This window comes from Parvibaculum sp., assembly GCF_049671045.1.
Lineage (GTDB): Bacteria > Pseudomonadota > Alphaproteobacteria > Parvibaculales > Parvibaculaceae > Parvibaculum.
This window is the reverse complement of the sequence record NZ_JBATUH010000113.1, coordinates 13089-37572: the sequence shown is the minus strand read 5'-3', so window position 1 is coordinate 37572 and position 24484 is coordinate 13089. Positions and strand designations below refer to the sequence as shown.

25 protein-coding genes and 1 tRNA gene are annotated in these 24484 nt (G+C 66.5%); 8 read left to right on the top strand and 18 right to left on the bottom strand.

Annotated features, from left to right (window positions below):
- Positions 1–16: 16 nt before the first annotated feature.
- Genes pheA through WBG82_RS13335 form a run of 3 tightly spaced genes read left to right on the top strand, consistent with a single transcriptional unit; the run spans position 17 to position 2957 of the window.
- On the top strand, positions 17–913 hold the full coding sequence (pheA, locus tag WBG82_RS13345) for a chorismate mutase (RefSeq protein ID WP_424425005.1): 897 nt from the start codon (positions 17–19) through the stop codon (positions 911–913).
- 2 nt (positions 914–915) lie between these two features.
- Positions 916–2013: a histidinol-phosphate transaminase gene (gene hisC / locus WBG82_RS13340; protein WP_424425004.1), complete on the top strand. Its 1098-nt coding sequence runs from the start codon at positions 916–918 to the stop codon at positions 2011–2013.
- Positions 2010–2957 carry a prephenate/arogenate dehydrogenase family protein gene (locus WBG82_RS13335; protein WP_424425003.1) on the top strand — a complete coding sequence of 316 codons (948 nt, stop codon included), beginning with the start codon at positions 2010–2012 and terminating at the stop codon, positions 2955–2957. The genes hisC and WBG82_RS13335 overlap by 4 nt, the downstream gene beginning before the upstream one ends.
- On the opposite strand, the gene WBG82_RS13330 is transcribed toward WBG82_RS13335, so the two are convergent.
- The gene (locus WBG82_RS13330; protein ID WP_424425002.1) at positions 2954–4090 is read right to left on the bottom strand and encodes a DUF2125 domain-containing protein; all 1137 of its coding nucleotides are present in this window, start codon (positions 4088–4090) and stop codon (positions 2954–2956) included. The genes WBG82_RS13335 and WBG82_RS13330 overlap by 4 nt on opposite strands.
- Positions 4091–4186: 96 nt before the next feature.
- Here WBG82_RS13330 and WBG82_RS13325 point away from each other — a divergent pair, with 96 nt between their 5' ends.
- Positions 4187–4699 carry a gamma-glutamylcyclotransferase gene (locus WBG82_RS13325; RefSeq protein ID WP_424425001.1) on the top strand — a complete coding sequence of 171 codons (513 nt, stop codon included), beginning with the start codon at positions 4187–4189 and terminating at the stop codon, positions 4697–4699.
- On the opposite strand, the gene WBG82_RS13320 is transcribed toward WBG82_RS13325, so the two are convergent.
- The 10 genes from WBG82_RS13320 to ftsE all read right to left on the bottom strand — a co-directional run bounded on the left by WBG82_RS13320 (position 4641) and on the right by ftsE (position 13782).
- A complete protein-coding gene (locus tag WBG82_RS13320) occupies positions 4641–5846 on the bottom strand; it encodes a winged helix-turn-helix domain-containing protein (RefSeq protein ID WP_424425000.1) in 1206 nt (401 codons plus the stop codon). The two genes, WBG82_RS13325 and WBG82_RS13320, sit on opposite strands and share 59 nt — an antisense overlap.
- Positions 5843–6262, bottom strand: coding sequence for a VOC family protein (locus tag WBG82_RS13315; RefSeq protein ID WP_424424999.1), 420 nt, complete (start codon positions 6260–6262; stop codon positions 5843–5845). The genes WBG82_RS13320 and WBG82_RS13315 overlap by 4 nt, the downstream gene beginning before the upstream one ends.
- Positions 6263–6267: 5 nt before the next feature.
- Complete coding sequence (locus WBG82_RS13310; RefSeq protein ID WP_424424998.1) at positions 6268–6744, bottom strand: CreA family protein; 477 nt, start codon at positions 6742–6744, stop codon at positions 6268–6270.
- Positions 6745–6801: 57 nt separating this feature from the next.
- A complete protein-coding gene (locus WBG82_RS13305) occupies positions 6802–7257 on the bottom strand; it encodes a thermonuclease family protein (RefSeq protein WP_424424997.1) in 456 nt (151 codons plus the stop codon).
- Between the two features lie 600 nt (positions 7258–7857).
- A tRNA-Ala gene (locus WBG82_RS13300) sits at positions 7858–7944 on the bottom strand.
- A 266-nt stretch (positions 7945–8210) separates the two neighbouring features.
- Positions 8211–10526, bottom strand: a complete 2316-nt coding sequence (locus tag WBG82_RS13295) for an adenosylcobalamin-dependent ribonucleoside-diphosphate reductase (protein WP_424424996.1) — start codon at positions 10524–10526, stop codon at positions 8211–8213.
- Between the two features lie 192 nt (positions 10527–10718).
- The gene (locus WBG82_RS13290; protein WP_424424995.1) at positions 10719–11435 is read right to left on the bottom strand and encodes a lysophospholipid acyltransferase family protein; all 717 of its coding nucleotides are present in this window, start codon (positions 11433–11435) and stop codon (positions 10719–10721) included.
- 21 nt (positions 11436–11456) lie between these two features.
- Positions 11457–12059 (bottom strand): YdcF family protein, encoded by a 603-nt coding sequence (locus tag WBG82_RS13285; protein ID WP_424424994.1) that lies wholly within the window; start codon positions 12057–12059, stop codon positions 11457–11459.
- Between the two features lie 111 nt (positions 12060–12170).
- On the bottom strand, positions 12171–13130 hold the full coding sequence (locus tag WBG82_RS13280) for a cell division protein FtsX (RefSeq protein ID WP_424424993.1): 960 nt from the start codon (positions 13128–13130) through the stop codon (positions 12171–12173).
- Entirely contained in the window at positions 13123–13782 is a 660-nt protein-coding gene (gene ftsE / locus WBG82_RS13275; RefSeq protein ID WP_424424992.1) for a cell division ATP-binding protein FtsE, read from the bottom strand. The genes WBG82_RS13280 and ftsE overlap by 8 nt, the downstream gene beginning before the upstream one ends.
- A gap of 193 nt (positions 13783–13975) precedes the next feature.
- On the opposite strand from ftsE, the gene WBG82_RS13270 reads away from it, so the two are divergent.
- Genes WBG82_RS13270 through WBG82_RS13260 form a run of 3 tightly spaced genes read left to right on the top strand, consistent with a single transcriptional unit; the run spans position 13976 to position 15895 of the window.
- A complete protein-coding gene (locus WBG82_RS13270) occupies positions 13976–14959 on the top strand; it encodes a DUF3426 domain-containing protein (RefSeq protein WP_424424991.1) in 984 nt (327 codons plus the stop codon).
- Positions 14960–14962: 3 nt separating this feature from the next.
- Entirely contained in the window at positions 14963–15508 is a 546-nt protein-coding gene (hpt, locus tag WBG82_RS13265) for a hypoxanthine phosphoribosyltransferase (protein WP_424424990.1), read from the top strand.
- A gap of 3 nt (positions 15509–15511) precedes the next feature.
- Positions 15512–15895 carry a response regulator gene (locus tag WBG82_RS13260; RefSeq protein ID WP_424424989.1) on the top strand — a complete coding sequence of 128 codons (384 nt, stop codon included), beginning with the start codon at positions 15512–15514 and terminating at the stop codon, positions 15893–15895.
- A 2-nt stretch (positions 15896–15897) separates the two neighbouring features.
- Here WBG82_RS13260 and WBG82_RS13255 read toward each other — a convergent pair whose 3' ends face one another.
- The 4 genes from WBG82_RS13255 to argH form a co-directional block, all read right to left on the bottom strand.
- Positions 15898–18486: a TIGR02302 family protein gene (locus WBG82_RS13255; RefSeq protein WP_424424988.1), complete on the bottom strand. Its 2589-nt coding sequence runs from the start codon at positions 18484–18486 to the stop codon at positions 15898–15900.
- A 99-nt stretch (positions 18487–18585) separates the two neighbouring features.
- Entirely contained in the window at positions 18586–19875 is a 1290-nt protein-coding gene (gene lysA, locus WBG82_RS13250; protein WP_424424987.1) for a diaminopimelate decarboxylase, read from the bottom strand.
- An 11-nt stretch (positions 19876–19886) separates the two neighbouring features.
- Positions 19887–20129, bottom strand: coding sequence for an LPS translocon maturation chaperone LptM (gene lptM / locus WBG82_RS13245; protein WP_424424986.1), 243 nt, complete (start codon positions 20127–20129; stop codon positions 19887–19889).
- Between the two features lies 1 nt (position 20130).
- Positions 20131–21537 (bottom strand): argininosuccinate lyase, encoded by a 1407-nt coding sequence (argH, locus tag WBG82_RS13240; RefSeq protein ID WP_424424985.1) that lies wholly within the window; start codon positions 21535–21537, stop codon positions 20131–20133.
- Between the two features lie 138 nt (positions 21538–21675).
- On the opposite strand from argH, the gene WBG82_RS13235 reads away from it, so the two are divergent.
- Positions 21676–22233, top strand: coding sequence for a TlpA family protein disulfide reductase (locus WBG82_RS13235; protein ID WP_424424984.1), 558 nt, complete (start codon positions 21676–21678; stop codon positions 22231–22233).
- Between the two features lie 16 nt (positions 22234–22249).
- Here WBG82_RS13235 and WBG82_RS13230 read toward each other — a convergent pair whose 3' ends face one another.
- From WBG82_RS13230 to WBG82_RS13220, 3 genes are all read right to left on the bottom strand, one after another.
- Positions 22250–22765, bottom strand: a complete 516-nt coding sequence (locus tag WBG82_RS13230) for a PAS domain-containing protein (RefSeq protein ID WP_424424983.1) — start codon at positions 22763–22765, stop codon at positions 22250–22252.
- Between the two features lie 84 nt (positions 22766–22849).
- Entirely contained in the window at positions 22850–23389 is a 540-nt protein-coding gene (locus WBG82_RS13225; protein WP_424424982.1) for a PAS domain-containing protein, read from the bottom strand.
- Between the two features lie 121 nt (positions 23390–23510).
- Entirely contained in the window at positions 23511–24386 is an 876-nt protein-coding gene (locus WBG82_RS13220; protein WP_424424981.1) for a 3-hydroxybutyryl-CoA dehydrogenase, read from the bottom strand.
- Positions 24387–24484 lie beyond the last annotated feature (98 nt).

Below are 24484 nucleotides of genomic sequence, written 5' to 3'. Positions count from 1 at the left end.
TGAAGAGCTGAGCCCCATGTCGAGCAAGACCATGAATCCCGAGAAGGCGCTCGCCGAGGTCCGGCGCGAGATCGACACGATCGACGACGCCATCCAGGACCTGCTGATGAAGCGGACCGAGCTTGTCGTCGAGGTCGCGGAAGCCAAGGCCCGGGCGGCCAGCGCCGAGGGGCAGGGCAGTTTCATCGCCTTCCGGCCGGGCCGCGAGGCGCAGGTGCTGCGCCGCCTTGCCGGTCGCCAGAGGGGGCAGTTGCCGCTCAAGGTCGTCTTCCGCATCTGGCGCGAGATCATCTGCACCATGACGCGCATCCAGGGGCCGTTCCGGGTCGATGTCTTCGGCGCCGACCGGGATCTCGCCTTCTGGGATCTGGCGCGCAGCTATTACGGCTCGTCGACCGATATGGAGCTTCATGAGACGGCGCGCGACGTGCTGCGGCGCGTCTCGCATGACCGTTCCGCCATCGGCATTCTGCCCGAGCCCGGCAATTATGCGGGCGGCGACTGGTGGCCGGCGCTGGCGGGGGGAGGCGCGGAGGGACCGCGCGTCGTCGGGCGTGTGCCTTTCCTCGAGATCGGGGACGACGCGGAGGCCGTGCGCGGCCTCGTCGTCGCGCAGGCCGAGTTCGAGCCGACCGGAGACGATACGAGCCTTGTCGCGGTCGCGACCGAGGGCGATGTGAGCGAGGCGACGATCGCGGCGCGGGTCAAGGCGGCGGGGCTTGCCGCAAGGCGGATCGCGGTTGCGGCGACGAAGGACGGCCAGGCCCTTCATCACAATCTCTTCGCGGTGGCAGGCCATCTCGATGCGGGCGACCCGCGCATTGCCGCGCTCGCGTCGGATGGGGCGATCGAAACCGCCTCCGTCATCGGCGGCTATGCGAACCCCGTTCAGCGCGCAAAGGATGGCGAGTGACCATGACGCACCCTCTGCCCCAGAAGGGCATTCTCGAGATCGAGCCCTATGTCGCGGGCCGCGCGCAGGCGCATGGCGCGGGGCGGGTCTTCAAGCTTTCGGCCAATGAGACGCCGCTCGGGCCGAGCCCGCGCGCGCGCGAGGCTTTCATTGCGGCGGCGGGCGCGCTCGAGTGCTATCCGGAAGGCTCGGCCGGCGAATTGCGCCGGGCGATCGCCGAGCGCTTCGGGCTCAATCCCGAGCGCATCGTCTGCGGCGCCGGTTCGGACGAGCTGCTGCACCTTCTCGCCCAGGCCTATCTCGGGGAGGGCGACGAGGCGATCGCGACCGAGCACGGCTTTCTCGTCTATCCGATCGTCACAAGGGCGGCGGGCGCGAAGCTCGTTTCGGTGCGCGAGAAAGGACTGCGCGCCGATGTCGATGCGATCCTCGCCGCGGTGACGCCACGGACGAAGATCGTCTTCCTCGCCAATCCCAACAATCCGACGGGGAGCTATCTGCCGGTCGACGAGGTGAAGCGGCTCCATGCCGGGCTTCGTCCCGACATTCTCTTCGTGATCGATGCCGCCTATTGCGAATATGTGCGCAAGAACGATTACGAAAGCGGCATCGAGCTTGTGGCGACGTCGGACAATGTGGTGATGACGCGCACCTTCTCGAAGATTTACGGCCTCGCCGCGCTTCGGCTCGGCTGGATGTATGCGCCGGCCCATGTCGTCGATGTTATCAATCGCATCCGCGGCCCCTTCAACGTCTCCGTTCCGGCGCTCGAGGCCGGCATCGCGGCGATCCGCGACATCGCGCATTTCGAGAAGGCGCGCGCGCATAACGAGACATGGCTCGCATGGCTCAGCGAGGAGATCGGCAAGCTCGGCCTCGAGGTCGCGCCGAGCGTTGCGAATTTCCTGCTCATCCGTTTCCCCGAAGAAGCGGGCAAGACGGCACAGGATGCCGACCGCTTCCTGATGACGCGCGGGCTCATCCTCCGCCAGGTCGGTTCCTACGGGCTTCCGCAGCATCTCCGGCTCAGCGTCGGCACGGAGGAGGCAAACCGCCTCGTCGTCGCCGCGCTCGCCGAATTCATGGGGAAGCGCGCATGAGCGCCGACCCGAAATTCGCGCGTATCGCCATTGTGGGCCTCGGCCTCATCGGCGGTTCGCTCGGCTATGCGGTAAAGCGCGGCAAGCTCGCCGATCACATTGTCGGCTATGCGACGAGCGAGGCGACGCGGCGCCGCGCGCTTGACCTCGGCTTCATCGACAGCGCCGCCGCAAGCCTCGCCGAAGCGGTGAGCGATGCCGATCTCGTCGTGCTCTGCACGCCGGTCGGCGCGCTTGGCGATGTCGCCGCCGCCATCGAGAAGCATCTGAAGAAGGGCGCGATCCTCACCGATGCGGGATCGGTCAAGACGGCGGTCATCCGCGATGTCGGCCCCTTCGTGCCCGAAGGCGTCAGCTTCATTCCCGGCCATCCGATCGCGGGCACCGAGCAGTCGGGCCCCGATGCGGGCTTTGCCGAACTCTTCGACGGGCGCTGGTGCATTCTGACGCCGGTGCCGGGCACGGACCGGGCCGCGCTCACGAAGCTCACCGCCTTCTGGGAGGCCTGCGGCTCGAAGGTCGATGTGATGGAGCCGAAGCATCACGATCTGGTGCTCGCCATCGTCAGCCATCTGCCGCATCTCATCGCCTACAACATCGTCGGCACTGCGGACGATCTCGAAACGGTGACGGAGTCCGAGGTCATCAAATATTCCGCCGGCGGCTTTCGTGATTTCACGCGCCTTGCCTCCTCCGATCCGACCATGTGGCGCGACATCTGCCTCAACAACAAGGACGCGATCCTCGAAATGCTCGGCCGCTTCTCGGAAGATCTCTCGGCCATGCAGCGCATGATCCGCTGGGGCGACGGCGAGGGACTTTTCGCGCTCTTCACGCGGACGCGCGCCGTCCGCCGCGCCATCATCGATGCGGGGCAGGACGTTTCCGCCCCGAATTTCGGCCGCAATCCGGGCCAGGCCGGCCCCGGAGGCGGGCGCGGCTAGAAGAGCGGGTCGAGCGTCGCGACGAGCAGCGGGCCGAGGAAGAGCCTTCCATCCTTCATCAGTACAGGAACATGGACCCGGCCCGACTTGTCGCCCTGCAACTGCGCGACAAGGCCGAGGCCGACAAGCGCGACGCGCGCATCCTTCTCCTTGACGACCTTCGCCTTCACAAGCGCGTTCACGAGCCCTGCATAATCCGCGATGGCGGCATCGAGGCGGCCTTCCGGCCGCATCTGCCGGTCGAGCGTCACTTCGCCCTGGGCCATGAGGTCGAGCGCGCCCCATTTGATGGCGAGATCGGAGATGGCGAGCTTGCCGCCATTGGCGAGCCATTCGCGCGACATCTCGACCGGGCTCGCATTGGCGCTTGCGGGCAGGTTGCGCAAGCGCGCCTGCGCGGCAAAAAGCGTCATGCGCTCGCCGAGAACCTGCGACGCGGCGAGGCGCTCGAGGTCGATATCGTCGCCCTGCAGCGCGATGTCATAGCTTGCCGCGTCGCCCGGCGCGGGCGGGCTTCCAGGTTCGGCCGCCGCGGGCTGCGCATGAAGCTGGAGGCGTCCGGCGGCGAAGCGGCCTTCCTTTCCCGCGCCCGCTTTGGCCGCGGGCTTGTCCGTGCCCGTATCGCGCAACGCGACGAGATTGTTGATGTCGATGGCAAGCCGGCCGACCGGAGCGCCGTCGATGGCGACATAGCTCGCCCAGGCGCCGTCCGAAATCATGCTCACCCAGTGCGTTTGCCGCGCGGGCCCGGACACGTCGCGATATTTCAGAAGCTGCCCGCCATCGATCTTCAGTACGACGTGGCGGAGATTGTAGGGCAGGAAATCGGCTTCGAGATTTTCAGCCGACCATTCCCATGCTTCCGGCGCGTGCGGCGCACGGATGACGGGGGCGACGAAGGCGGCCTCGATGCGATAGGGAAAACCGGAGATCGAAAAGGCGTCCCAGCCGACGGCGATCTTCTCGGCAGGCGCGGCGGCGAAACGCTCGATCGCCTCGCGCGTCTTGCCTGCGGCGACATACCAATAGGCCGAATAGGCGGCGAGCCCCGCCATGAGAACAAGCGTCGGCCCGAAAATGCGCCATGGAAACGCAGCTGCGGCATTTCTCGTGTCGGGTGGTGTGCTCGTCATGGTGTCGATAATATCCGCCGCGCCGTTCTTGAAATCCAGAACATGCTTCCGGGGCACAGGATGCAGGATTTATGGGTCTTTGGATATGGGTCGCTGATGTGGCGGCCGGGTTTCGAGCATGAGGAGCGCAGGCCCGCGCTTCTCAGGGGCTATCGCCGTTCCTTCTGCGTTTACAGCCATGTGCACCGGGGCACGCCGGAGCGGCCGGGACTGGTTTTCGGCCTCGATGCGGGCGGAGCCTGCCGGGGCGTCGCCTTTCGCGTGGCGGCTTCGCGGGCGGAGGAAACGCGGCGCTATCTGCAGGCGCGCGAGCAGGTGACATCGGTTTATGTCGAAGCGTTGAAAAACGTCGAGCTTGTCGATGAGAGGCGCCGTGTCGAGGCGCTCTGCTTCATCGTCGATCGCAGGCATCCGCAATATGCGGGTGCGCTTCCCTTCGAGCGGCAGGTCGAAATCGTCGCGGGCGCGGAGGGAAGGTCGGGCCGGAATCCCGACTATCTCGAAAGCACGGTCCGCCATCTGGAGGAAACGGGCATCGCCGACCGCGAGCTCACGCGCCTCTGGCACGCCGTAGCGGAGCGCCTGCCGCGACCCGATCGGCGCCCGTGAAGCGGGCAAGCTCGCCAAGCGCGTCCTCGATCGCGGCCTTGCGTACCTTGTCGAGCTTCATGCCCGGTTCGAGCCACATGCCCTTCACTTCGAGCAGGCCCTTGTCTCGATGCGTCTTGAGATCGGCGCGCGCGACGAAGCGGTCGCCTTCGAGGATCGGCAGCACATAGTAGCCGTAGCGGCGCTTCGCCTCGGGCACGAAGATCTCGATGCGGTAGTCGAAGCCGAAAAGGCGGATGGTGCGTTTTCTGTCACGGATCGCGGGATCGAAGGGCGAGAGAAGGCGCAGGCTTTCCGGCATCTCGTCGAGCGCGGTGATCCGCGCCTCGATGCCGGGCAGCGCGAGCGCCGGTTTCCGCATGCCGTCGGCGCCTTCGACCGTCACCTCGACGATCTCCTTGCGGCGCAGCGCCTCCTTCGCCCAGGTCCGCGCCTCTGCGATCTCGACGAGGTCGAAGAAGGCGGCGATCTCCGTGGGCGTCGCCATGCCGAGGCGTTCCAGCGCCTCGCGGCAGGCCCAGTCGATCGTCTGGCCGCGCGTGGGGCGCGCCTTGCGCCATTCGTCCGGGATCACGCGCGCGGCGAGATCATAGACCTTTTCGAAACCGTCGCGCCGCGCGATGGCAAGTTCGCCCGTGCGCCAGAGATATTCGAGCGCCGTCTTCGAGGGGCCCCAGCCCCACCAGCCGCCTTCGCCCTTGTCCTCGAAATCGCGCGCGGCGAGCGCGCCTTCCTTGCGAATGCGGGCGCGCACATTGCGGATCGCCTTTTCGGGCTCGGGGCCGAAGCGCTGGCGCCAGCGGGGATGATCGATACGCGCCTTCGCCGCGCGGAAGCGGTGATGCCAGTGCGGGTAGAACTCGATGGGGATGAGCGAGGCGTCGTGCGTCCAGTGCTCGAAAAGCGCGCGGCGTTCGTGGTGGAGCGCGTGGAGGGTTTCGCGCCTGTATCCGCCCGCGCGCGAGAAGAGGATCATGTGGTGGGCGCGCTCCACCGTGTTGACGGAATCGAGCTGCACGAAGCCGAGCTTGCGCACCAGCGCGAGCGTTTCCTCATGATCGAGCGCGTGAGCGGCGCGGGGCCCGAGCGCGTGACGGTCGAGAAAGAGGCGGCGGGCCTCGCCGTTCGATATTGGGAGAGGCGTCATGCGGGGCGCGGCTCGAAGACGAATTCGAGCTTGAGCCCGTCCGGGTCCGCGAACATGACGGCGTAATAGCCTTCGCCATATTCGGGATAGTCCGCAGGCGGATCGAGCACGGTCGCATCCATCGCGACGAGCAGCCTGTGGAGCGCGTCGACATCCTCGCGGCTTTCCGCGATGAAGGCGACATGATGAAGGCCGGGCGAGTAGCGGTCGTGGCGGCGCGATCTGCCTTCGCCTTTCGCGGCGAAGATGCCGATGGTGGGCAGATGGCCGGGCGAGGCCGCATGCTCCCAGTCGATGCCGTTCTCATCCTCCGTCCAGCGGCGATAGCCCATATGGCCGAGCACGGCATCGTAGAAGGGTGCGGCGCGCGCCACGTCGGAAACGGTGAGGTCGAGATGATGGAAGAGACCGCGCATTTGCCTCAGCGGCCCGTCCATGGCTTCACGGGCACGCTCGCCACCGCGTTGAAGGGCGAGCCGTCGATGATCTTGTCGCTGATGGCGAGATAGACGAGCGTTTGCCGCTTCGTGTCGACGATGCGATAGACCTTGGTGTGCTTGAAGAAGACGGAGGTCTTTTCGGAATAGACCTTCTCGCGCGATTTGAGTTTCGCGAGGTCGGCGGTGATGGGGCCGGTCTGGATGCAGGAGAGCGAGAAGCGCGAAGGGTCTTCGGCAAGCCCCACCATGCCCGACATGCCGCCCGTGCGGGCCTGCGCGATGTAGCAGGTGACGCCGCCCACTTTCTCGTCATCGAAGCCGGACACGCAGACCTTGTCGTTCGCGCCCATGACGCGGAAGGTGGTCGAGACGCAATCTATGTCGTCGGCGCGGGCGGGTGAAACGAGCACAAGCGCGGAGAGAAGCCCAAGGCACGCGCTGACCAGAAGCGTTCGCATGGCGACGATGTCCCTTTGCGGCCGGTGCCCCGTGTCTTTCGCGGGCATGGCGCGATGTTACCCGCAAATCGCGCGCTGTCGATCAAACTTGTTCCAGCGGATCGCATAGCCGCCGCGCACCATGGCGCAGTTGAGTTCCGTGCCGGCCGATGTGCGGCAGATGGCGGTTACGCGGCCATAGCTCGTGCCGGTCGCTTCGCAGGTGAGCCTTTGACCGAGCGCGAGCGCCTCGAGCGCGCGCTTGGCGGCCGCCCCCGAAGCGCCGGGGCATGGATGTCCGCGCAGGCAGGTTTCGTCGAGTTCGCGCGCGGCGATCGCATGAAGGCGGATTTTCGGTCCCTCGGCGCAATAGATGGGGCCGTCTCCGTCATGGACGCCGGTCACGGTGCAGGTAAAGGCGCCTGGAGTCGCGGACGCGGGCAGCGCCGCCATGCGCGAGCGTATCGCCGCCGGGTGCGGGAAGTAATAGACGAGGCCGAAAACGCAGATGGCGAAGAGGACCGTCACAAGCACGAAAGACGGCTGCGCACGCCTTGCCCGGCCCCGCCCCTGCGGAGCGCCGTGCGAGTTCTTGCGGTAAGGCCCGTGCGCGTGCCGGGCGCGTCTGAAATTCGGAAATTTGTCCCGTGCGGAAAACATGCGTCCATCCGGAAGCGGGCAGCGGTTCCGGATGAAGATAGTTGCCGGGCGTTAAGGCTTCCCGGCTTCGCGGTGGTCAATTTATTTCAAATTGGACGGGCTCGCCGGGACGGGCGGGCCGGGGTGACATTGAGGGAAGGTGAAACTCTTCAACCGTCATCCCGGGCCTGTCCCCGGATCCAGTGCCGCAAGCTCGGAGCTTCTGACTCTGGCCCCCGGGGCTATGGGAGCCGCTGGCTCAGCTGCATTTCGAAAAACCGCAGGAAGTGCAGGTCTCGCAGCCTTCCTGCCGGATCATCGCCCGCTCGCCGCAATGTCTGCGCTAACCTGGGAAATTACAGCAATTTGCAGGTGCGCTAAAATTTACATTTTTGGTGTATATTTCAAGGTACGTGATTACTGTATGATGTCTCAAAAGCCGTGTTGGCTAATTGTGGATGGTCTCTTATTCGCGTCTAAATTCAGCGACGAAATTGGTGCCCCCGGTCGGATTCGAACCGACAAACCCGCTCAGGTGGTAGCTTGCAAAGCTACTGTGTCTACCGTTTCCACCACGAGGGCACCGATATGGGGCGAGTGGGAACCACGCAGAGGGTAGCCGCCCAAAGCGTGGCCCCTCGCCCCGACCATCTGTCGTCGCTCATTCGTGCGACAGCTCACGTTACAAAAAAAAGGGGAAACAGAACTCATTGCGCCGAGTCCTTTATTCCCCCCCTCACTCCATAATTCTGCGACGGATCGCCCGAAGGTCAACCGAATCCTTCATATAGTTCACATGATTTGGCTGACGCTGAAAAAGACCTCAGCTTTTCAAGTGCTTGTTAGACTCAGCTGCATTTCGAGAAGCCGCAGGAGGTGCAGGTCTCGCAGCCTTCCTGCCGGATCATCGCCCGCTCGCCGCAGCGCGGGCAGCCCTTGAGATTCGCCGCGCCCGTGCCCTGTTCGGGCTTTTCGCCCATAACGGCGCGGACGGCTTCCTTCAGCGGGTGGCCGTCCTCCTTCGCGATGAAGCCCGTGTCGATCATGTGCTGCTCGATGATCTCGCCGATGGCGGCGAGAAGGCTCGGCACATAGCGGCCCTTCATCCATGAGCCGCCGCGCGGATCGAAGACGGCCTTCAACTCCTCCACCACGAAGGTCACGTCGCCGCCGCGGCGGAAGACGGCCGAGATCATGCGCGTCAGCGCCACCGTCCAGGCATAGTGCTCCATGTTCTTCGAGTTGATGAAGATCTCGAACGGGCGGCGCCTGCCGTCCTGCACGATGTCGTTGATGGTGATGTAGATGGCGTGGTCGCTTTCCGGCCATTGCAGTTTGTAGGTGAAGCCCGGCAGCACCGTCTCGCGCTCGAGCGGCTTCGACATATAGACGACGCCGCCCTTTTCATAGGGCGCGGGCTTTTGCGGCGCGTCGAGCGGCAGGGCGGGCTGCACCTCCCCGGCGCTCGGGGCGGTGTCGACCGAGAGCACGGAGCCGCGCACATCGCTCGGGCGGTAGGTGGTGCAGCCCTTGAGCCCCTGCTCATAGGCCTGCATGTAGACGTCCTTGAACGCCTCGAAGGAAATGTCCTCCGGCACGTTGATTGTCTTGGAGATCGAGCTGTCGATATAGTCCTGGCAGGCGGCCTGAACCGCGATGTGCTCGGCCGGCGTCAGTTCCTGCGCGTTGACGAAATAATCGGGCAGCGCCGCCGTCTCGCCGAACGCCGCGCGGAACTTCATCACCGCGTAATCGACCACCTGCTCCTCGCGCCGCGTGCCATCGGGCATCAGCACCTTGCGCGTGTAGGAATAGGCGAAAACGGGCTCGATGCCCGACGAGACATTGCCCGCGAAGAGCGAGATCGTGCCCGTCGGCGCGATGGAAGTGACGAGCGCGTTGCGGATGCCATGTTGCGCGATCGCCTCGCGCACATCCTCGTCGAGCGTGGCAATGGTCTCGCCCGCGAGATAGGCGTCGCGGTCATAAAGCGGGAAGGCGCCCTTCTCCTTCGCGATATCGACGGAGGCGAGATAGGAGGCGCGCGAGAGCGCGTGCATCCATTTGCGGATGAGCCCGATCGAGGCGGGCGCGCCGTAACGGCTGCGGCACATGATGAGCGCGTCGGCGAGCCCCGTGACGCCGAGGCCGATGCGGCGCTTGGCCTGCGCCTCATGCGCCTGCTGTGGCAGCGGGAAGCGCGAGACATCGACCACATTGTCCATCGCGCGGATGGCGACGCGAACGAGGCCGTCGAGTTCCTTCTCGTCGATCCGCGCCTTCTCCGTGAACGGATCACGGACGAGGGCGGCAAGGTTGATCGAGCCGAGCAGGCAGGCGCCATAGGGCGGCAGGGGCTGCTCGCCGCAGGGGTTCGTCGCGTGGATCGTCTCGCAATAATGGAGATTGTTGCGCGCGTTGATGCGGTCGATGAAGATGACGCCGGGCTCCGCATAGGCATAGGTCGCGGAGATGATCCGGTCCCAGAGCGCGCGGGCCTTCAGCGTCTTGAAGACCTGACCGCCAAAGACGAGCGGCCAGTCGGCATCGGCCTTCACCGCCGCCATGAAGGCGTCGGTCACCAGCACCGAGAGATTGAACATGGTGAGGCGGCCGGCCTCGCGCTTGGCGTCAATGAACTGCTCGATGTCGGGATGGTCGCAGCGCATCGTCGCCATCATGGCGCCGCGGCGCGAGCCCGCCGACATGATGGTGCGGCACATGGCGTCCCAGACATCCATGAAGGAGAGGGGGCCGGAGGCGTCGGCGCCGACGCCCTTCACGGGCACGCCGCGGGGGCGCAGCGAGGAGAAGTCGTAGCCGATGCCGCCGCCCTGCTGCATGGTGAGGGCGGCTTCCTTCAGGCTTTCGAAGATGCCGGCCATGGTGTCCGGGATCTCGCCCATGACGAAGCAGTTGAAGAGGGTGACGTCGCGGCGCGTGCCCGCGCCCGCGATGATCCGGCCCGCCGGGAGGAAGCGGTAGCCCGTCAGGGCGTCGCGGAAGCGCCCGGCCCATTCGGCCCGCGCCTCGGGCGCCTCGGCCTCGGCAAGCGCATTGGCGATGCGCGTCCAGGTGTCCTCGACGGTCAGGTCGACAGGGGTCCCGTCTTCGCCCCGGAGGCGGTATTTCATATCCCAGATCTGTTCGGCGATCGGATGCATGGCGGCCTTCGACTTCGGTTGAGAGGGGCAGCCTAGTCCCAGCGGTTCGGCCGGGTCAATGTTCTCTTTTTGTCCAGAACGAGCCACAGGCTGAGACAGGTTAAAAGCCTGAAATGTCTATATGATTACCGTTATCCCCGATTTCCACAGGCAGGGCGGACGAAACTGTCCACAAGAGCCGCGCCGCGGCGCTCAGCCTGGCATGCCGGCTTCGCCGAGGAGTTTTCCGGTCGCCCCCTCGATGCGGGTCTCGAGTTCGGCCATGAAGGCCTGCCGGTCGAGGCCCGGAGCTATCGGTTCCAGAAATTCGATGAGGATGGTGCCGGGGCGGCGGAGGAACTTCCGGCGCGGCCAGAAGAGGCCGGAATTGACGGCCACGGGCACACAGGCCACGCCGAGCTGGCGGTAAAGGGCGGCGACGCCGGGCTTGTAGTCGGGTGCCGCCCCCGGCGCGACGCGGTGCCCCTCCGGAAAGATGACGATCGGCCGGCCGGCCGCCGCCGCCGCCTTGCCCTGCGACACGAGCCGCCTGAGCGCATTGGCGCCCGAGCCCCGGTCGACGGCGATCATGTCGGTCTTGCGGGAGAACCAGCCGTAATAGGGGATCCACAGAAGCTCCTGCTTCATCACCATGGCGGGGTCGTTGAGGATCGCCGTGTAGATGATCGTGTCCCACATGGACTGATGCTTGGAGGCGACGAGGACGGCGCCCTCCGGGAGCCTGCCCCTGATCTCGTAGCGGGTGCCGGCGACGACGCGCAGGAGCCACATCGTGAGGTGCGACCACTGCCTCATGGCCCAGACCGATGAGCCCCTCGGCAGCGCGAGGAGCGGCGTCGCGGCGACGATGATGACGACGGTCGTGAGGTAGAAGGCGAGGTTGAAGGCGATGGAGCGAAGCCAGAGCAAGCGGGGGTGTTCCTTTCAGCCTCAGATCTCCGGCCGCCGCAGAAGCGGGCGGGCATGGGCGAGCGTCAGCAGATATTTCGAATATTCGGCCACGAGCAGTTTCGTCGTGCCGGGAAAATCCCACCAGCCGTCGAGATGCAGCGTGTCCTGCACGACGGGGAAGGGCGTGATCGAGATGCCGGGCATGGCGCGCTTCAGCTCCAGCGTCGCGCGCGGCACGTGATAGGTCGATGTGACGAGGATGATCGAGCGATACTGATGCGTGCGCACCCATTCGGCCGTCTCGTTTGCATTGCCGATGGTGTTCTCGGCCTGGCGGCCGACATCGACGCAGCAGTCGAACTTTCCGGCCGGGCCCGCGATCATGCGCCTGACGGTTCCGATCTTCACTTCGGGGTGGACGCCGGTGATGAGCAGCCGCTGGCCCTTGCCGTCTTCGAGCAGCTTGTAGGCTTCGGTGATGCGGCCCTCGCCGCCCGTCAGCGCGACGATGCCGTCGGCGACGGGCACGCTGTCCGGCGCCTTGCGGTCGAGTTCGGCCGCAAAGACAAAAAAGCCAACGACATAGGCAGTCAGCGCAAGGCCCGCGATGCCCGTCAGGCCGCGCGCGATTCGTCGCCTCAATCCGCCTCGCAGCGCAGTCTCCGCCGCCATCTTTCCCCTACCTGCAAAATTACGCACCGATCCAGCGTCCGGGGCCCGAAACGGGGCGACTGTAGCATAGAGCCGGGAGGCTTAAAGCAGGCGGTGGAGCGTTCTGATGACGGTCAGCCGCGCGGTGACGAGGGCGACGAGGGCGGCGATGAGCGGCACGGGAAGGAGCGCGGGATAGAATTCCGGACGCAGGCCCGAAGCCGGAACGAGGAAGAGGCTCGTGGCATGGCCGTATTGCCCGAGCGCGAGGAAGGTCGCGACGGAAAGCGCAAGGCCGATGGCGCCGCCTCTGAGGCCGAGATGAAGGAAATGGCGCTCGATCTCCGCGGCGATGAAGCGGTCGCGCGCGCCGATGAGATTCAGAACCTCGACAACCTCGCGATTGGCGGAAAGACCGGCGCGCGTCGCGAAGGTGACGATGGCGATGGTCGTCGCGGCGACCACGGCGAGCACGGCATAGGCGAGCCATTCGACGGAATGCGCGGTGCGGATGAGTTCGGCATGCCAGCGGCGATGCGTGTCGAGCCGGGCTCCCGGCGCTGCGGCGGCGATGCGTTCCGCCAGCGCGTCGAAATCGGGCGGCGAGTTGGGGTCGATCCGCACATCGACGAGATGCGGCAGCGGCAGGTCCTCGGTCACATTGCCCTGACCGAGCCAGGGCTCGAGCAGGCCCGCGACATCGGCGCTGGTGAGCGCGCGGGCGGAAAGCACGCCCTGCGTGCCCGAAAGTACATTGAGGACGGCGTCCGTCTGGTCGGCCTGCGACATCGCGGGCGAGGGCTTCACCTCGACGGTGAGGGCGCCCGAAAGCTCGCGCGCCCATTCGGCCGAGGTGTGGCCCACCGTGAGCGCCGTGCCGAGGGCGAGGCTTGCGAGAAAGCACATGGCGGCGACGACGAGAATGAGCGGGAGGCCGGTTGCGCCCGCCGCCGGCATGACGCTCCGCGTCTCGACGATGAGCGCCCTGAGCCTTTCGCCCGGACCGCGCCTTTCGGCCGTCTCGTGATGGGCGCTGCGGCGCGCTGCGGCAGGATCAGCCACGGATGGCGAGCCTCCCGTTGTTGAGCACGAGTTCGGGCGCTCCCGCCGCCTCGACCAGCGCATGATCGTGGGTGGCGATCAGGACCGAAGTGCCGAGGCGATTGAGCTCGACGAAAAGGCGCAGGAGCCGCTTGCCCATTTCCGGGTCCACATTGCCGGTCGGCTCGTCCGCGAGCAGAACGTCGGGCTGGGCGACCACGGCGCGGGCGATGGCGGCGCGCTGCTTCTCGCCGCCCGAAAGCGTGGGCGGCTTTGCGTGCATGCGCTCGCCGAGGCCGACCCAGGAGAGAAGCTCCTTCACATCGGCGCGGTAGCTTTCCTCCGGCCGGCCCTGAATGCGCAGCGGCAGCGCGACGTTCTCATAGGTGCTCAGATGATCGAGCAGGCGGAATTCCTGAAAGACGACGCCGATGCGGCGGCGGAGGTCGGGAAGCTCCGCGCGGGGGAGCGTCGCGACATCCCGCCCGAACATGGTGATGAGGCCGCGCGAGGGGTGCGAGGCGAGAAACATCAGTTTCAGCAGCGAGGTCTTGCCCGCGCCGGACGGGCCGGTGAGAAAGTGAAAGGAGCCGGCGGCGAGGTGAAAGCTCACATCGCGCAGGATTTCCGGCCCCATGCCATAACGCATGCCCACATTCTCGAAGCGAATCATGCGCTGAAAGGTATCATGGATGAACGCTGCCGGAAGCTTGCGGAATGCCGGAACACACGCGCCGGTGCTCCGATCTTAATCGGACTTTAACCATGATGCGGGTTTCAATAGGCTTTGGCGAAGAGGCATCCCGCGGGGAGCCTCGAAGCGCGCCCCCGGTCGTTCACGGCTCAAAGTTTCGGCAAATACCCGGATGATCATTACCTGCCCGTCCTGCTCGACACGCTATCCGGTGGATGCGGCCTCCTTTGCGCCCTCGGGACGCAAGGTGCGATGCGCCAGATGCGGCCATAGCTGGCATCAGGCGCCGCCGACCGATCTGCCCCGCAAAGGCGAACCGGCGGTGGAAGACGACATTGGCTTCGCGGATGCGGCGGCTGCGGCAGGCGAGGCGGAAGCGCCCGTGGCCGAGCCTCTGCCCGTCCTCCCGGCTGGCGGGCCGCTCTTCAAGAGCAAGGCCGAGGTTCCGGCCGCTGCCGATGGGCAGGCCGATGCCCGAGCCGAAATGCCTGCCGATGTGCCAGCCGATGCGCAGGCCGGGGCGGGCGAGGACGCATCCGCTACCGACGCGGCACCGCCCTCGCAGCTCGGCAATGGCGGCAGGCTCCGCGCCTTCATTCACAACGCCGCCTCGACACGGCGCGGCCGCGTGCTCGGCGCCATTGGCTGGGTGCTGCTTGTCGGCTTTGTCGCCAGCACCGCCTATGCGGGCTGGCACTGGCGGCAGGACATCGCCGTGCGGTGGCCCGCGACGACGACGCTTTATGCGGCGGTCGACAAGCCCATCAATCTGCGCGGCTTCGAATTGCGCGGCGTCGGCTATGAGCGCCAGACGGAGAACGGCCTGCCCGTTCTCGCGATCAAGGGCGAGGTCGTGAATGTGAGCGGCGAGCGGCGCGCCGTGCCGCGCCTCAGGGTCGCGCTTTTCGATCAGCACCAGCGGGAGCTTTATCACTGGACCTTCGCGCTTGTGGAGAAGGACATCGCCCCCATGGAAGCGGCGAGCTTCGTCACGCGGCTTTCGAGCCCGCCGGTCGAGGCGCGCGATCTCGAACTGCGCTTCGTGCAGAAGGACGAGGATCGCGAAGCCGCAAAGGGCGAAGCCGCAAAGGGCGAAGCCGAGGGAGAGGCGGCCGCGAGCGAGAAGGTGCTGCCCTCCGAAACCGCCGGCCACTGACGCATGGCAGGGCCCTGCGCCGGCGATGCGCGCATTTCCGTCCTCTATTCGGCCGAGGCTCTTTCGGCACGCGTGCATGAGCTTGCGCGCGAGATCGTGGCGCGCATGGGGCCCCGGCCCCTCATCGTGCCGATCCTCAAGGGGAGCTTCGTCTTCGCCGCCGATCTCATGCGCGCGCTCCATGATGCTGGGGCGGCGCCTGACATGGATTTTCTCAGCCTGTCGAGCTATGGCGCGGGCCGCACCTCGCGCGGCGAGGTGAAGATCCTGCGCGACACGGAAGTCCCCATCGAGGGGCGCGACGTTCTCATCATCGACGACATACTCGAATCGGGCCGTACGCTCGCCTTCGCCAGGGATCTGATGGCGGCGCGCCATGCCCGCACGATCCTGACCTGCGTGCTGCTCGACAAGCCGGGCAAGCTCGCCACCCAGTTGAAGGCCGATTTCGTCGGCTTCGAATGCCCGGATGTTTTCGTCGTCGGCTATGGCATGGATGCGGCCCATGCGTTCCGCCAGCTTCCCTTCGTCGGCTTCGTGGAGGAGTGAGCGATGGCGCGCATTCTCATCGCCGAAGACGAGCCGAGCGTCCGGGCCTTCATCACGCGGGCGCTCGAAGGGGTCGGCCATGAGGTGGAGGCGGCCGCCGATGGCAGCGAGGCTCTTGCGGCGCTCGGGCGGGCGCGGGCGGGCGGCAGGCCGCATGAGCTTCTGCTCACCGATATTCTGATGCCGGTGATGGACGGCATCTCGCTGGCGCTTGCCGCTGCGCGCGACGCGCCGAACATGCCGATCCTGCTCATGACGGGCTATTCCGACCAGCGCGAGCGCGCCCACGGGCTCGAGGCAATCATCAGCGACATTCTGCTCAAGCCGTTCACGCTCGACGAGCTTGTCGAGCGCGTCGAAGCAGCGCTGGCGCAAGGCCCGCGCTGAAATCAGAAGCGCTTCAGCAGGCGGTCGAGATAGTCGAGTTCGATCTTCGGCCGGCCAAGTTCGCCCGCGCGGCGGCGCAATTCCTCGATGATCTCCCGCGCGCGCTGAATGTCGATCTTGTCGGGCACGGCGACATCGGCGCCGAGATCGGTGCCGGAACTCGGCAGCGAGCGGCCGAGGGGGTCCATGGTGCTGCCATTGCCGCGTCCGGTCGTGCCACGGCGTCCCGCCATGCTCTGCATCAGCTGATCGGCAAGCCCCTGCGCACCTTCGCGCAGGCCCGCTATCGCCTGCCCCTGCGCGCCCGTCGCCCGGTCGGCGCGGCCTTCGCCGAGGCGCTCGCCCGCGCTTTCCATCGACCGGCCCGCCTTGTCGAGAGATGAGGGTATCTTCGTTCCCGTCTTGGCGAGATCGCGGATGATGCCGTCGAGCTCCTGGCGCAGCGCCTCCTGCGCGCGCTTCAGCTCCTCGAGGGATTTGCCTGCGTGCTTTCCGCCCGCCTTGCCGCCCGTGCCGCTCTCGCCTTGCGCGCCCGCGCCGCCCTGATTGCCCTGGCCGCTCTGGCGGAAGGTTTCGTCCATGAGCTGGCGCTGCCGGTCGATGAGCTTGCCCATGCGATCGACGCCCTGCGCCATCGCCTGCTCGCTCTCGCTCATGGCCTCGTTGCCCTGCTGCGGCACGCGCATGTTTTCCATGATCGCCTGCAACTGCTCGAGCATGGCCTTGGCCTGTTCGCGCGCGCCCGTGCGGGCAAGCTCGCTGATGGCGCTCAGCATCTTCTCGAGCTGATCGCGGTCGATGGTCTGGCCGTCGCGGGGCGCGAACTGCTCCATCGGGTTCGGCATGTTGCCGCCCCGCGCGGCAAGCGAATCCATGTAGCGCTTGAAGCTTTCCTTGAGTTCGTCCAGCAGCCGCTCGATTTCGTCATTGCCCGCTCCCCTGGCGAGCGCGTCGTTCAGCGCGTCGCGGGCGCGGCGCAGATCGCTCTCGGCGAGCGAGAGGTCGCCATCCTCGATATGGAGCGCCGTCGCCCAGAGGAGATCGAAAATGCCGTTGAGGTCGCTCTCATGTCCGGCGCTGGTGAGCCGCCAATAGGCCGAGCGCAATGCGAGATAGACGGTGGTGTCGTCGATATAGCGTTCCGGATCATGCGTGAAAGCGTCGATGACGCTGGCGATGCGGGGTGTCGATGCGGGGTCGAGAGCGAGGGCGCGGCGCTGCTCGACGATGGCGGCGGCAAGCGGCTTCCTGAAGTCGCGGGCGGGCAGCGTCATGGCGACGGGCTCGCTCATGCCTTCCTGTTTCGCGTCGTCCTCGGCGACGAGCGTGATGGTGACCGGCAGGCCCGCCCAAGGGTGCGGCGTGAGATCGACATAGGTTTCGCCGCTCGCATCGCGGGGCCGGAGCGTGGGCAGCGCCAGCCTGATGACGGGCGGGGTGACATGCGGCACGGGCTTCGTGTGAGCGGCCGGTTTCGCGGCGCCGGGCTTCGGCTTCGGAGCCGGGGCGGCGGGCGGCGGGGGCGGCGGCGCCACGAGCGCGATGCGCGCCTCGGCGCTCACCACGCCATAGTCGTCATGGACCTTGTAGGCAAAACGAAGCGAGCCGGTGGCCGTGTTCTCGATGGGCTTGGTGAGCGCGATGGTGGGCTTCTCGTCCGGGATGACGGCGATGTTCCAGCTGCGGACGACGCGGCCGCCGACGGTGAGCGCGAATTCGGTCGCATCGGCGAGCTTCGTGTCGACGATGTAATTGCGGTCGCCGGTATCTTCCAGCAGTTCGGGCTTGCTGCGCTCTCCGCGCTCGCCGGAGGCCGTCTGGAGCGCCGGCGGGTTGCGGGGACCGTGAACGCGGATCGAAAAGACGCTGTTCACGGGCACGGTGAGCGTTTCGCCGTTCGCCGGCGTCTCGCCGAGTTCGGCGCGGCTCAGATAGATCGGCGCGCGCCCCGTATAGGCGGGGGGCGTGACCCAGGCTTCGATGGAGAGGGTCTTTGCCGCGCCGACGCCGGGCAGGAGGGCTGATGCGACGCGCCGAATCCGCCCGTCGCCGGTGCCCGCAAGCGCCACGACGAGGAGCAGGGCCACGATCGCGCGCAGCGCATAGGGGTCGCGCGCGGCAAGGCCGGGCGAGGGCAGGCCGAGCCTCAGCTTCCGAAGGCGCTCCGCGACCCAGTTCTGGTGGGCGCGCCACAGCGCGGCGTCGCCGCTGCCGGGCGCGGGAAGATCCTCATAGGCGGCGAGCGGCCGGTGCGGGAGGTCCGACACGCGCTCCAGATGGCGCAAGGCGGCGTCGCGCCCCGGCCAGCGCAGGCCCATGAGCCCACGCCAGACGAGCCACGCCATGAGAAGGGCCGAGGCGCCGAGCAGCGCCCAGTGGAGTGCCATGGGGAGCCGCTGAAAGGCGCCGAAAAGGGCAAGGCTGAGGAAAATGCCGGCGAGCCCCACAGGCGGCCACAGCACGGGCCAGAGCGCCTCCCAGACGAGGAGGATGCGCGCGATCCCGATGCGCCGCTCGACGCGCGGCGGCAATCGGCGCGCGACCCTCGCGGGAGCGTTGTGCTCGGGCTCTTTGCTATCGGGGCCGCTCAAATCTCGCGCCTCTTGCCGGGCCTGATACCGGAATATGGTGCGGGAAGCTTGCAGACTTTCCGGGAAAAATCATGCCCCCCGCCTATCGCGGAACCGGCCCTAGCGCTTCGGCGATGCCACAGGCCCGATCCATTGCGGAATGATATCCTGCTTCAGGATTTCGTCATAACTTGGGCGCGCGCGCACCACGGCATAGTCGGCGCCGTTGACGAGCACTTCGGGCACGAGCGGCCTCGTATTGTATTCGGATGCCTGAACGGCGCCATAGGCGCCCGCCGACATGATGGCGACGAGATCGCCCGCCATGAGGCGCGGCAGGGTGCGCCCCTTGGCGAGGAAATCGCCCGTCTCGCAGACGGGGCCCACGACATCATAGGCCGTCTCTTCGCTGCCGCCGGATGGCTCCGAAACGGGCCTGATCTCGTGATAGGCGTCATAAAGGGTGGGGCGGATGAGGTCGTTCATCGCGGCATCGACGATGAGGAAGTTTCTGTCGTCGCCGCGCTTCTCGTAGATCACGCGCGAGACGAGGATGCCCGCATTGCCGACGATGAGGCGGCCCGGCTCGCAGGTGATCTCGCAGCCGAGATGGCCGACCGTGCGCTTGACCATCGCCGCATATTCATCTGGATGCGGAGGAATATCGTTGTCGCCGCGATAGGGAATGCCGAGGCCGCCGCCAAGGTCGATGCGGCTGATGGCGTGTCCTTCCGCGCGCAAGTCGGCCACCATCTCGGCGACACGGCGGAAGGCGGCTTCAAAGGGTTCGAGCGAGGTCAGCTGGCTGCCGATATGGACGTCGATGCCGCTCGCCTCGATGCCGGGAAGCTCGCGGGCGCGCGCATAGACGGCGGGCGCGCGCTTCCACGAAATGCCGAACTTGTTTTCCGCCTTGCCGGTCGCGATCTTCTCATGCGTCTTGGCGTCGACATCGGGGTTCACGCGGATGGCGATGGTCGCCGTGAGCCCGCGCGCGGCGGCGAGCGCGGAGAGCAGGTCGAGTTCCGGCTCCGATTCGACATTGAACTGGTCGATGCCCGTTTCGAGCGCGAAGGCGATTTCGGCCGCGGTCTTGCCGACGCCGGAAAAGACGATCTTGCCGGGCGCGATCCCGGCGGCGAGCGCGCGGCGTAGCTCGCCTTCGGAGACGACATCGGCGCCGACGCCCAGACGGGCGAGCGTGGCGATGACGGCGAGGTTCGAGTTGGCCTTGATCGCGTAGCAGAGCCGCGCCGGCTGGCCCCTGAAGGCGTCCATGAAGACCTGCGCGTGGCGCGTCAGCGTCGCCGTCGAATAGCAGTAGAACGGCGTGCCGACCGCCTCGGCGATCTCGGGGATCGCGACATCCTCAGCATGCAGGATGCCGCCGCGATATTCGAAATGGTTCACTTGATTTCGTCCTAGCAGCCCGGAACCGCATTTTCCGGTATCTGGGTCGGATTGCCCGAAGGGATCATCGGCGAGCGCGTCGTGTCGACCGGGCGGCCTTCAAGGCCGGGCGGGGTCGCGCAGGCGGGCTGTTTTGCGGCCATGTCGGGGCTGACATTGGGCGGCGGCTCGAGATCGCCCTTGCGGCCGCAGGCGCCGAGCGCGAGGAGAGCCGAGAGGCCGAGCGCCGCCGCGATCGTCATCCGCCTGTTCATGTCATTTCTCCCCTGCCTTCGCCGCGGCGCGCGCCAGTTCCCGGCGCCACCAGGAGGCCGCCTCGCGCACATTGTCGGGCGCCGTGCCGCCGAAGCTCGTGCGGCTGCGGACCGAATTATCCACGCCCAGGACCGAATATACCTCATCGGTGATCCTTGGCTCCACCTCCCGCATTTCAGCAAGCGAGAGCCCGTCGAGATCGACGCCTTTCTGCTCGGCCTTCGCGACGAGGGAGCCCGTCACGTGATGGGCCTGGCGGAAGGGCATGCCGAGCTTGCGCACCAGCCAGTCGGCGAGGTCGGTCGCGGTCGCGAAGCCGCGCGAGGCGGCGGCGCGCATCGCCTGTTCGTTGACGGTGAGCGTCTCGACCATGCCGGTCATGGCGGCGAGCGAAAGCGAGAGCGCGTCGAGCGCGTCGAAGGCCGCTTCCTTGTCCTCCTGCATGTCCTTGGAATAGGCGAGAGGCAGGCCCTTCATCACGACGAGGAGCGTCGTCAGCGCGCCCATGACGCGGCCGGTCTTGGCGCGGACAAGCTCGGCGGCGTCCGGGTTGCGCTTCTGCGGCATGATGGAGGAGCCGGTGGTGAAGCTGTCGGGCAGGCGCACGAAGTCGAAGCCCGGCGTCGACCAGATGACGATTTCCTCGGCCAGCCGCGACAGGTGTGTCGCGGCGATGGCGGCGGCGGAAAGCGTTTCCAGCACGAAGTCGCGGTCGGAGACGCTGTCGAGCGAGTTGCGCGTCGGCCGGTCGAAGCCCAGTTCCTTCGCGGTGCGCGCGCGGTCGATCGGGAAGGAGGTGCCGGCAAGCGCGGCGGCCCCGAGCGGGCTCTCGTTGAGGCGCCTGCGCGCATCGGCGAAGCGGCCGCGATCGCGCGCCGCCATTTCCACATAGGCGAGGCAGTGGTGGCCGAAGGTCACGGGCTGCGCCGTCTGCAGATGCGTGAAGCCCGGCATGATCGTGGCGGCATGGGCCATGGCCTTTTCGACCAGCGCCTTCTGGAGCTGCGCGAGCTGCTCGTCGAGATGGTCGATCGTGTCGCGCACATAGAGCTTGAAATCGGTGGCCACCTGATCGTTGCGCGAGCGCGCGGTGTGGAGCCGGCCCGCCGCCGGTCCGATGAGCTCCGCCAGACGCGACTCGACATTCATGTGGATGTCTTCAAGCGCGCGGCTGAAGGTGAACTGGCCCGCGTCGATGTCCTTGCGGATTTCCTCGAGTCCCGCGACGATTTGCTCCGCGTCCGCGCTTGAGATAATTCCCTGTGCGGCCAACATGGAGCAATGCGCCTGCGAGCCCCGGATATCCTGGGCGAAGAGGCGCTTGTCGAAGTCGATGGAGGCGTTGATCTCCTCCATGATGCGGTCGGGGCCCTGGCCGAAGCGACCGCCCCACATTTTGTTGCTCATCGCAGTGTCCCCGGGTGCGCCCCGCCCCCGGCCCCGGCATTGCGGGAGGGAGTTGTCGGAAGCCCGATGTTTGGATCCAGACCGAAGTCTATCCTGATTTTGGCGGCTGCGGCTCTTGTGGCCGTCGCGGCTCTATACTTGATCGCGCGGCCCCTAGGCAATGGCGCGGCGGTGCAGGGGCCGTCATCGGTCGGTGCCGCGGCCTCGCTCGCCCCCTATGCCACTGGCGCCATGGCCAATTTCAGGGCCGATGCGGAGCCCCGGCCCGTGCCCGATCTCGAATTTCTCGACGGGGAGCGGAAGACGGTCCGGCTTTCCGATTTTCGCGGCAGGCTGGTGCTTCTCAATCTCTGGGCGACATGGTGCGCGCCCTGCCGGGAGGAGATGCCGACCCTCGACCGGCTGGAAGGGGCGCTGGGGGGCGACCGGTTCGAGGTCGTCGCTCTCAGCGTCGACAAGGACGGCCACGATCTTGCCAGAGGCTTTCTGGATGAGATGAAGGCCAGCCACATCAGCCTCTATAACGATCCGTCCGCGCGGGCGAACTTCCTGATGAAGGGCTATGGGCTGCCGACGACGGTGCTGATCGGGCCGGATGGCCGGGAGATCGGCCGGCTGGTCGGCCCCGCCGAATGGGACGCGCCCGAGGCCAAGGCGCTGATCGAGGCCGCGCTCAGGGTGAATTCGGTCGAATGAGGGCCGTCCCGGCCCGTCAGCGCTTGTCGACGACGAAAAGGCCGCCCATCAGCTGGCTGACGGCGGTGCCGCCCGCTGTGAGCGGGCAGGAGACGGCGTGCCAGGCGATGTAGGGACGGTCCGAACTCGTCATCGCGCCGCTGACGAAAACGGGCCTCGCCTGCTGGTAGGAGCGGCGGATCACCTCCAGCCAGCGGTCCTGCACGATTTCCGGCCGTGTCGGGACGATCGCACGGGCACCGAAATCGGAGAGGCTCCTGCCGGTGCGCTCCTCGCCGGTGAGTTCGACGAGCTTGGTGCCGAAGATGCGCATGCGGAAATCCTCGCCTCCGCGAAGGACTTCGCAAATGACGATGTTCGGCAGCAGCCGGGGAATTTCGCCGGGAACGATGTCGGAGCGATCGGGCATCGGCCGCGTGCCGCGCTTGGCATTCCAGTAAGCTACGAGTTCGGCGACGCGGGGATGCTCCGGCGCATCGTGATAGCGCAGCGGTTCCGCCAGCTTCGGCGTGTCGCTCGGATCTCTGCCCATATCAAGTTCAATCCGTGCATGGCCATCCCTCACCCCGGGACGGTAGTTCATTGTCGGACTCGGAAGTTAACGAATCCTGCTTCGCTATTTCTGGCGGCCGGTATGGAGGACGCTGACCATGATGCCGAAAATCTGGCCGATTTCCGCGTTGCCGGCCGTCAGGGGCATGAACATGCCGTGATAGGTCATGAAGGCGCGTTCGGGCGACACGGTCGGCGATCTGAAGAAGATCGCTTCCCGGCGCTTCAGGGTCAGTTTCGAGACGGTCAGCCATCTCCTGCGCAGTTCGGTGGCGTCGGTCGGGATGCGCGGCTCGCGTCCGAATTCCGAGAGGAGCTGGCCCGTGCGCTCCTCGCGCATGAGTTCGACAAGCGCCGTGCCCCAGATCCTCACGCGGAAGTCATTGCCGCCATCGAGCACGTCGAGCACGACGAGATGCGGCAGCAGGGGCGCGATCTCCGCGGGGCGGATGTCGCCGCGATCGGTGAAGGGGCGGCCTTGCCGCTTCTGCTCGAGATAGGCGTGAAGCCGCGCCACCGTTGGGTGGCTCGGCGCATCGAGAAGTTCGGGGCCGCGGCTCAGCCGGAAATCCTCTTTCACTTCCTCCAACCCGCCGATGCTCATCCAAACTTCCCCAACTAACGCGCCTCTTTACGGGGGCGGTCGGGAGAAGCATGACATGATGAGGGTTAAGGAAGTTTGGTTTTCCTCGTCGGGAGCGGGGATGCGCCCCCGCCGGACCGGGTCAGCGGGTCGGCACCGGCTTGTCGCCACGATAGTCGTAGAAGCCGCGGCGCGTCTTGCGGCCGAGCCAGCCCGCCTCGACATATTTCACGAGAAGCGGGCAGGGGCGGTATTTCGAATCCGAAAGACCGTCATGCAGCACCTGCATGATGGAGAGACAGGTGTCGAGGCCGATGAAGTCGGCGAGCTGCAAGGGGCCCATGGGATGGTTGGCGCCGAGGCGCATGGCCTTGTCGATGCTTTCGACGGAGCCGACGCCTTCATAGAGCGTGTAGACAGCTTCGTTGATCATCGGCAGCAGGATGCGGTTGACGATGAAGGCCGGAAAATCCTCCGCATTCGCCGTCTGCTTGCCGAGGCGGGCGGCAAGCTCGCGCACGGATTCGAAGGTCGCGTCGTCCGTGGCGATGCCGCGCACCAGTTCGACGAGTTCCATCACCGGCACGGGGTTCATGAAATGCATGCCGATGAAGCGCTCGGGCCGGTCGGTCGAAGCGGCGAGCCTCGTGATGGAGATCGACGAGGTGTTGGTGGCGATGATCGCATCCTCGCGCAGATGCGGGCAGAGATCGGCGAAGATCTTGCGTTTCACCACTTCGTTCTCGGTCGCGGATTCGACGACGAGATCGGCGGTCTCGAAATCCTCATAGCTGATCGCGGGGGAGATGCGGTCGAGCGCCGCGTCGCGGTCGGCAACGGAGATGCGGCCGGAGGCGACCTGGCGCGTCATGTTGCCGTTGATCGTCGCAAGGCCCGCCTCGATGCGCTCCCTCGAAGTGTCGTTCAAAAGCACCTCGCAGCCCGCCAGCGCGCAGACATGCGCGATGCCGTTGCCCATCTGTCCTGCACCGATAACACCGACCTTGCGAATATTCATACCGTTCACCCAAAGCTGGCGCGGGATTTCCTCCGCGCCCCAACATCATAGCCGATCGTCTGCGTTACACAAAAACGGCGCCGCAGGGAATGCCCCGC

Excerpts from the sequence above, each read along its gene's own strand:
- ftsE (WP_424424992.1), bottom strand. The coding sequence starts at position 13,782 with ATGATTCGCTTCGAGAATGTGGGCATGCGTTATGGCATGGGGCCGGAA.
- argH (WP_424424985.1), bottom strand. The coding sequence starts at position 21,537 with ATGAGCAACAAAATGTGGGGCGGTCGCTTCGGCCAGGGCCCCGACCGC.
- WBG82_RS13325 (WP_424425001.1), top strand. The coding sequence starts at position 4,187 with ATGTGGCGGCCGGGTTTCGAGCATGAGGAGCGCAGGCCCGCGCTTCTC.
- WBG82_RS13295 (WP_424424996.1), bottom strand. The coding sequence starts at position 10,526 with ATGCATCCGATCGCCGAACAGATCTGGGATATGAAATACCGCCTCCGG.
- hisC (WP_424425004.1), top strand. The coding sequence starts at position 916 with ATGACGCACCCTCTGCCCCAGAAGGGCATTCTCGAGATCGAGCCCTAT.
- WBG82_RS13320 (WP_424425000.1), bottom strand. The coding sequence starts at position 5,846 with ATGACGCCTCTCCCAATATCGAACGGCGAGGCCCGCCGCCTCTTTCTC.
- WBG82_RS13220 (WP_424424981.1), bottom strand. The coding sequence starts at position 24,386 with ATGAATATTCGCAAGGTCGGTGTTATCGGTGCAGGACAGATGGGCAAC.
- WBG82_RS13260 (WP_424424989.1), top strand. The coding sequence starts at position 15,512 with ATGGCGCGCATTCTCATCGCCGAAGACGAGCCGAGCGTCCGGGCCTTC.
- WBG82_RS13310 (WP_424424998.1), bottom strand. The coding sequence starts at position 6,744 with ATGCGAACGCTTCTGGTCAGCGCGTGCCTTGGGCTTCTCTCCGCGCTT.
- WBG82_RS13330 (WP_424425002.1), bottom strand. The coding sequence starts at position 4,090 with ATGACGAGCACACCACCCGACACGAGAAATGCCGCAGCTGCGTTTCCA.
- WBG82_RS13335 (WP_424425003.1), top strand. The coding sequence starts at position 2,010 with ATGAGCGCCGACCCGAAATTCGCGCGTATCGCCATTGTGGGCCTCGGC.
- WBG82_RS13230 (WP_424424983.1), bottom strand. The coding sequence starts at position 22,765 with ATGGGCAGAGATCCGAGCGACACGCCGAAGCTGGCGGAACCGCTGCGC.
- WBG82_RS13225 (WP_424424982.1), bottom strand. The coding sequence starts at position 23,389 with ATGAGCATCGGCGGGTTGGAGGAAGTGAAAGAGGATTTCCGGCTGAGC.
- lptM (WP_424424986.1), bottom strand. The coding sequence starts at position 20,129 with ATGAACAGGCGGATGACGATCGCGGCGGCGCTCGGCCTCTCGGCTCTC.
- hpt (WP_424424990.1), top strand. The coding sequence starts at position 14,963 with ATGGCAGGGCCCTGCGCCGGCGATGCGCGCATTTCCGTCCTCTATTCG.
- WBG82_RS13315 (WP_424424999.1), bottom strand. The coding sequence starts at position 6,262 with ATGCGCGGTCTCTTCCATCATCTCGACCTCACCGTTTCCGACGTGGCG.
- pheA (WP_424425005.1), top strand. The coding sequence starts at position 17 with ATGTCGAGCAAGACCATGAATCCCGAGAAGGCGCTCGCCGAGGTCCGG.
- WBG82_RS13270 (WP_424424991.1), top strand. The coding sequence starts at position 13,976 with ATGATCATTACCTGCCCGTCCTGCTCGACACGCTATCCGGTGGATGCG.